This window comes from Actinomadura gamaensis, from assembly GCF_042652125.1.
GTDB lineage: Bacteria > Actinomycetota > Actinomycetes > Streptosporangiales > Streptosporangiaceae > Spirillospora > Spirillospora gamaensis.
This window is the reverse complement of record NZ_JBHSIT010000002.1, coordinates 756,341-763,148: the sequence shown is the minus strand read 5'-3', so window position 1 is coordinate 763,148 and position 6,808 is coordinate 756,341. Positions and strand designations below refer to the sequence as shown.

General features: G+C 73.9%; 3 protein-coding genes. 1 reads left to right on the top strand and 2 read right to left on the bottom strand.

Features of this window, described 5'->3' with window-relative positions:
* Positions 1–52 precede the first annotated feature (52 nt).
* Positions 53–1,474 (bottom strand): NAD(P)/FAD-dependent oxidoreductase, encoded by a 1,422-nt coding sequence (locus tag ACFPCY_RS09355; RefSeq protein ID WP_378253353.1) that lies wholly within the window; start codon positions 1,472–1,474, stop codon positions 53–55.
* An 893-nt stretch (positions 1,475–2,367) separates the two neighbouring features.
* Between ACFPCY_RS09355 and ACFPCY_RS09350 the strand changes: the two genes are divergently transcribed.
* Positions 2,368–5,235, top strand: a complete 2,868-nt coding sequence (locus ACFPCY_RS09350) for a helix-turn-helix transcriptional regulator (protein ID WP_378253352.1) — start codon at positions 2,368–2,370, stop codon at positions 5,233–5,235.
* Positions 5,236–5,344: 109 nt separating this feature from the next.
* Here the strand turns inward: ACFPCY_RS09350 and ACFPCY_RS09345 are convergent, their stop codons facing one another.
* Complete coding sequence (locus ACFPCY_RS09345; protein ID WP_378253350.1) at positions 5,345–6,754, bottom strand: KamA family radical SAM protein; 1,410 nt, start codon at positions 6,752–6,754, stop codon at positions 5,345–5,347.
* Between the last annotated feature and the right edge of the window lie 54 nt (positions 6,755–6,808).

The following is a 6,808-nucleotide window of genomic DNA, read 5'->3' as shown; positions in this document are numbered from 1 at the left end:
CGGTGTCGGCGCTGGTGTGAACGAGCGGGTCAGCGCAGCGCCGCCGAGCGGGTCAGCGCAGCGCCGCCGAGCGGGGCCGGAGATTCACGATCGCGAGTTCCTCGCGGCTCAGCGGCGGCCCGGTGAGCTCGGGGACGGCCTCGTCCCGCTGCATCAGGGCCAGGAAGTCGCTGGAACCGAGCTCCGCCTGCGGGCTGCTCATGCTGATCACGTCGGTCACCACGTCGGAGACGGCGCGCGAGCACATGGACTTGGCGGCGATGAGGTCCATGAACTGGCGCGTCACGCCGGAGGTGTCGTTGAGGCGCGGGTCGGTGGAGCGGTTGCGGCAGTTCACGTACTCCAGGTCCTTGGACGCGGCCATGATCCACGGGTCGTCCACGGCCTCGCTGATCTCGCGCTGGGCGGCGTGCGCGCCGCCGGGGCCGAGGCCGTCCGCGGCGAGCCGCCGGTCCAGGACGGCGGCGGCGCGGGCGGCGGCGCTCATCCCGTGGCCGTGGATCGGGTTGAACGCAGCGAGCGAGTCGCCGAGCACGAGCAGGCCGTCCGGCCAGCGGTCGAGGCGCTCGGGGTACAGGCGGCGGTTGGCGCCGATGTGCGAGACGAACACCGGGGTGATCGGTTCGGCCGGGGCGATCAGGTCGGCGACGAGCGGGTCGCGCAGCGAGCGGGCGTAGGGCAGGAAGTCCTCCTCGCGGGTCGGCAGGCCGCCGCCGCGCGTGCACGACAGGGTGACCATCCAGCGTCCGCCCTCCTGCGGGAAGACGACGCCGAAGCGGCCCGGCACGCGGACGCGGTGGTCGGCGGCGACGTTCACCGCGGGGAAGCCGGACGTCGCGCCGGGCGGGGCGACGAACTCCCGGGTGGAGTAGGCGATGCCCGCGTCGACGACGTCCTCCTCCAGCGGCGGGACGCCGAGGCCGGACAGCCACCGGCGCAGGCCGGAGCCGCGTCCGGTCGCGTCCACGACGAGGTCGGCGTCGAGGACCTCGCGCGCGCCGTCCCCGACGCTCCGCACCTCGACGCCCGCGACGCGGCGGGCGTCCCCGGTGAGGGAGACGGCCTCGGCGCGCTCCCGCAGCCGGATCCGGTCGGAGGCGAGGACCTGCTCGCGGACGGCCCAGTCGAGCAGCGGACGCCCGCCCATGATCACGTACTGCCGTGCCGGGAAGCGGTGCTGCCAGCCGTGCGACATCAGCGTCACCACGTCCTCGTGGAAGGCGACCCGGCGCGCGCCCGCCGCCAGCACCCGGTCGATCGCGCCGGGCAGCAGCTCCTCGACGATCCGCGCGCCGCCCGACCACAGCACGTGCACGTGCCGGGCCTGGGGGAGCCCCCGGCGCTGCGCGGGGCGGTCGGGGAGGACGTCGCGCTCCACGATCGTGACCGACCGCGCGTGGCGGGCCAGCACGTGGGCGGCGAGCATCCCCGCCCAGCTCGCTCCGAGCACGACCGCGTGTTGAGGTGTGGTCACGGTGTCCGTCCCTTCGCCGTCGGCGTCCGGTCCTGGTTCGTGGCGGGCGCGGCGTGCGCGATGCGCGGGTGCGGGGCGGCACGGCGCCAGGGCCATGGTCACCGCCGTCGCTTAAGCGGGGCTTGTCCGCGGGGAAATCCGCCGAGTGGCGTCCCGGGAACGCGGTCCGGCGGCGATGTGATGCCGATCACATCAACGCACGGTAAGCGTCGCGCGGTGAACTCCCGCGTTCACGGAAAGTGCCAATCCGCTGCTGCGGGATTGGCACTTTCTGCGGAACTCGCGGCGCGCCGGCCGCGACGCGCGGTGACTTCGCCAGGTGGCGGACGGGGGATGGCGGCGGGCGCCCACGGGATTGTTGCCGCGGTCGCCGAATTGCGGGGCGGCGTGCCGCGCGCCGACCGCCGTGACGCGGCCCGAAACCGGCCTTGACCGCCTTGATTACGGCGTTTGAAAGCCTTTCAATGTTCGTATGGGACACTGCCCCTCCCGACTTGGAGCGTTCTCACCGCCCGCCGCTCTCGCCCCGCCACCCCGCCGACCCCGCCCCGGACGCCCCGCGCCGCGCCGCTCGCCGAGCGCGCCGGGCTTCCCGCCCGCCTAGCTCCCGTCCGGACGTCCACCACCCCGGACCTCCGCCCACCGCCGCCGCGGCGCCGGCAGGCGCTCCGCGCGCGGCGCCGCCGCGCCCGGCCGCCGGCCACGGGCGCCCGCCCCGCGGCGCCGTCCCGCGGCGGCCACCGCGCGGAAGCGCGCCTCCGCTCCCGCGACGACTCGGAATCCGTCCGTTCTGATCATGAAGGCAGGGGGAATACGGCAGGACAATGCCAGGCCGCGGCGCGCGGAAAGCCGAGCGTCACCGACAGTGAGGCATCGACCGGACGGTGGATTCTTTGTATCTGGTAGAGCGGGACAATGAACGCGAAACCCTGCGCGGGTTGTTCGCCGACTGCCTGGAGGGGCGAAGTCGGGTGGTGATCGTCGGTGGCGGTTTCGCCACCGGTAAGACGGCTTTGTTGCGCGCCTTCGCCGAGCAGGCCGGAGAGTCCGGCGCGGTATTCCTCGGGGCTAATTCTTCGAGCGTTGAGAAAGAGCTGTCCTGCGGCGTGCTGGAGCAGCTGCTGCGGAACCCCGAACTTCCGGAGACGAGTTCGGAACGCGCGGCGCGGTGGCTGGACGCCAACGCGATGACGTCCCTGCTGCACACTCCCGAGGCCGGGCCGGACGCGACCGGCGAGCTCGTCCCGGTGTTCCGGGAGCTGTGGGAGATCGTCCGCGACCTGACCGAGCAGCGGCCCGTGGTCATCGGCGTCGACGACATGCACTACGCCGACGAGACCTCGCTGCGGATCCTGCTGTACCTGCTCCGCAGGCTGAGGTCGGCGCGGCTGCTGGCCGTCCTCACCGAGTGCCCGACCTCGCGCGCCGTGCCCGCCCCGATGCACAGCGAGCTGTACAGCGAACCCCAGTCCGTCCGGATCACGCTGGGGCCGCTCTCGGAGGCGGGCGTCGGCGCGATGCTCGCCCACCACCTGGACGGCGGGACGGCGGCGCGGCTGGCCCCCGGCATCCACCGGGCGAGCGCCGGGCTGCCGTCCCTGGTGGCCGCGCTCATCGAGGACCTGCTCGCCGCGCCGCGCGCGGAGCGGCCCGGGACCGTGGCGGACGAGCCGGAGCTGGTGGCGGGGGAGACCTACAGCAGGGCGATCCTCGGTTTCCTGCAGCGGCACGAGTTCCCCGTGCCGGACGTCGCGCGCGCGATCGCGATCCTGCGGGAGCCGCAGCCGCTGTCGTTCATCAGCAGGCTGCTGGGGCTCGACATCGCCTCGGTCGAGCAGGCCGTCAACGCCCTGACGGCGGCGAACGTGCTGACCGGCACCGCCTTCCGGCACGCCGCGCTGAAGGCGGCGGTGCTGAACCGCGTCCCCACCAACGAGAGCCGCGCGCTGCACGACCGGGCGGCCGCGCTGCTGCACGCCGAGGGCGCCCGCGCCACCGTGGTCGCCGACCACGTCATCGCCTCCAACACCGCCAGGGCGCCGTGGGTGACCCCGATCCTCCAGGAGGCGGCCGAGCAGGCGCTGTCGGCGGGGAACCCGACCGCGGCGATCCGCTACCTGAAGACCGCCTACCAGATGTGCGACGACGACCGGCGGCTCGCGGTCGCGCGGCGGCTCGCCGACGCCGAGTGGCAGGTGGACCCCGGCGCCGTCCTGCGCCACCTGCCCGAGTTCCGCAGGGCGCAGGACGAGGGGCGGCTGGAGCCGTCCGGGGTCGTGACGCCGGTGGCGGTGCTGATGTGGCACGGCCGCGCGCCCGAGGCGATGGAGATGCTCCGCAAGGCGGTCGCCGGGCGCGGCGCGTCGGGCGGGCCGGGTGCGTCGGGCGGGCCGGGTGCGTCGGGGGCGTCGGGCGGCGAGGCGGCGGCCGGTGAGGGAGACGCCCCGGCGCCGGAGGACGCCGACTCGCCGCAGGTGTGGCTGTACTACCTGTACCCGGAGCTGCTCCAGCAGGGCTCGGTGCACGGGGACGCCAGGTACGGCGAGGCCCGCCTGGCCGAGCTGGTCACCTCCACCGAGGTCGCCACCACGCTGGCGGCGGAGCTGCTCAACTGGAAGGACTGCGACCTCGGCGCGATCGAGGCGGTGCTGGAGCGCAGCCCGCTCGGCCCGCACAGCTTCACCCGCCTGTCGATCGGCCTGGGCGGCCTGTTCTACAACGACGACCTCGGCCGGGCGGCGCGCTACGCCGACGCGCTCGTCGAGCAGGCCGCCGCGCGGCGCAGCCCGACGTGGGAGGCGCTGCTGACGGCCCAGCGCGCCCTGATCCACTTCCGGCAGGGCCGGCTGGTGGAGGCGGAGCGCGGCGCCCGCGCCGCGCTGGACATGATCCCGCTGAAGAGCTGGGGGATCGCGGTGGGTCTGCCGCTGGCCTGCCTCGTCCTGGCCCGGACGGCGCTGGACCGGCTGGACCGCGCGGCGGACGCGCTGGCGGTCGGGACGCCCGTGGAGATGCCGCGGACCTCGATCTGGCTCCACTACCTGTACGCGCGGGGGCGGCACCACCTGGCGGCGGGCCGGTACCGCGCGGCGCTCTACGACTTCCGGGAGTGCGACCGCAACGAGGCCCTGTCGGCGATCGAGCCGTGGCGGGTCGGTGCGGCGGAGGCCCTGCTGCGGCTCGGCGACCCGCGCGGCGCCCGGCGGCTGCTGGACGAGCAGCTCGAGATCTCCCAGCCCCGGCACGCGCGCACGCGGGGGATGGCGATGCGGGTGCGGGCCGCGACGGTCCCCGACCCGCGGGAGGGGGCGGCGCTGCTCGGCGAGGCGGTGGAGTGCCTGGCGACCGCGGGGGACCGCCTGGAGCTGTCCTACGCCCTCGCCGACCTCGGGGCCGCGTACCGGAAGCTCGGCGACGCCGCCCGCGCCCGCGAGCTGGCGGACGAGGCGGACGCGCTCCTGCGGGAGTGCCGCGGCCTGGTGCCGAAGGAGCCCCCGCGCGCGCGTGACGCCGAGCGTCCCGAGCCGGTCGAGGAGCCGTCGTCCGCGCGGCTGAGCGAGCGGGAGCACCGGGTGGCGACGCTGGCCGCCGACGGCTACACCAACCGGGAGATCTCCAAGAAGCTGTACATCACCATCAGCACGGTGGAGCAGCACCTCACCAACGTGTACCGGAAGCTGAACGTGAAGCGGTTCGACCTGAGGACGGCGCTGGACGAGGCGGAGCCGGAGCCGGACGAGTCGTCCTGCTCTTCGCGCTGAGCGCCCGCCGGCCCGGCTCCGGCCTTAGTGATCTACTTTGTAAAGGCGGGCGGCGTTCGCCGACTGTCCGCTCGCCCCGGTAGAGCGGACGGCCGGGACAAGCGGCCGGTCAGTCGCGAGTGGCGGTCGGGTCGGCCTGCAGGTCGGGCAGGTCGCGCCACCAGGCGCGCCCGGACTCGGGCAGGGTGTGGATCGGGTCGTAGTACTCGTAGCGGCGGTTGAGGGCCTCGGGGTCGGCGAGCTCGATGCCGGTGCGGTAGTTCTTCGTCCAGTAGGAGATGCCGCGCTCGCGGTCGTACTCGGCGAGCTGGTGCACCCAGCGCTTGCCGACGTAGGGGACGTCGCAGACGATCCGCGGGGTGGCGAAGCCCGGCAGGTAGCCCATGATCGCGTGCTGGAGCCGCTGCGCCTCCCAGACGGCGAGCCGCCAGTGCTCCGAGCCGGGGATCATGTCGCACATGTACAGGTAGTAGGGCATGATCGCGGCCTCGTCGAGGAGCGCGAACGACAGGTCGAGGAGTTCCTCGGGGGTGTCGTTGACGCCGCGGAGCAGGACGCCCTGGTTGCGGACGTCGCGGACGCCGGTGTCGAGCATGGCGCGGGCGGCGCGGGCGACCAGCGGGGTGACCGAGCGGGCGGCGTTGACGTGGGTGTGGATCGCGATCTGGACGCCGCGCCGGTTGGCCTTGCCGGCGAGGCGTTCCATGCCGGCGCGGACCTCGTCCTGGAGCCAGTGCTGGGGCAGGCCCATGAGGGCCTTGCTGGCCAGGCGGATGTCGCGGATGTTGTCGATGTCGAGCAGGGCGTCGACGAAGGACTCCAGGCGGGGCCAGGGGAGGTTGGCGACGTCGCCGCCGGAGACGACGACGTCCCGGACGCCGGGGGTGCGGCGCAGGTAGTCGAGCATGGCGGCGTGCCGGTCCGGGGGCTTGATGGTGAAGCGGTGCTTGTCGACGGTCGGGGTGGAGTTGCCGACCAGGTCCATGCGGGTGCAGTGGCCGCAGTACTGCGGGCAGGTGGGGAGCAGTTCGGCGAGGACCTTGGTGGGGTAGCGGTGGGTGAGGCCCTCGACGGCCCACATCTCGGCCTCGTGGAGGGAGTCGCGGGTGGCGTAGGGGTGGGACGGCCAGTCGGTGCGGCGGTCGGAGTGGACCGGGATCATGTAGCGGCGCACGGGGTCGGCGTAGAACGCCTCGGTGGAGGCGGTGTCCATGGTGTTGAGCATCTGCGGGGGGACCAGCATGGACATGGTGGCGCGTTCGCGCTGGTCGCGTTCGAGGTCGGCGTAGAACCCCTCGTCGAGCAGGTCGCCCATGACGGCGCGGAGCTGGCGGACGTTCTTGACGCAGTGGGCGCGCTGCCACTGCGCGGACTCCCAGTCGGCGGTGGTGACGTCGCGCCATCCGGGGAAGCGGCGCCAGTCGGGTTCGGTGAGGGGCCTGCGCCGGTAGACGTAGGGCTGACCGGCGGGTTCGGCCGGTGGGCGGCCGGCGGTGTCGGGACGCAGGGCGGTGGTCATCGTTGACCCTCTCTCCTCGCGATGCGATGTGATCGCGTGAAAGTCTTGTATAAG

Coding starts and splice junctions, on each gene's coding strand:
- ACFPCY_RS09345 (WP_378253350.1), bottom strand. CDS start 6,754: ATGACCACCGCCCTGCGTCCCGACACCGCCGGCCGCCCACCGGCCGAA.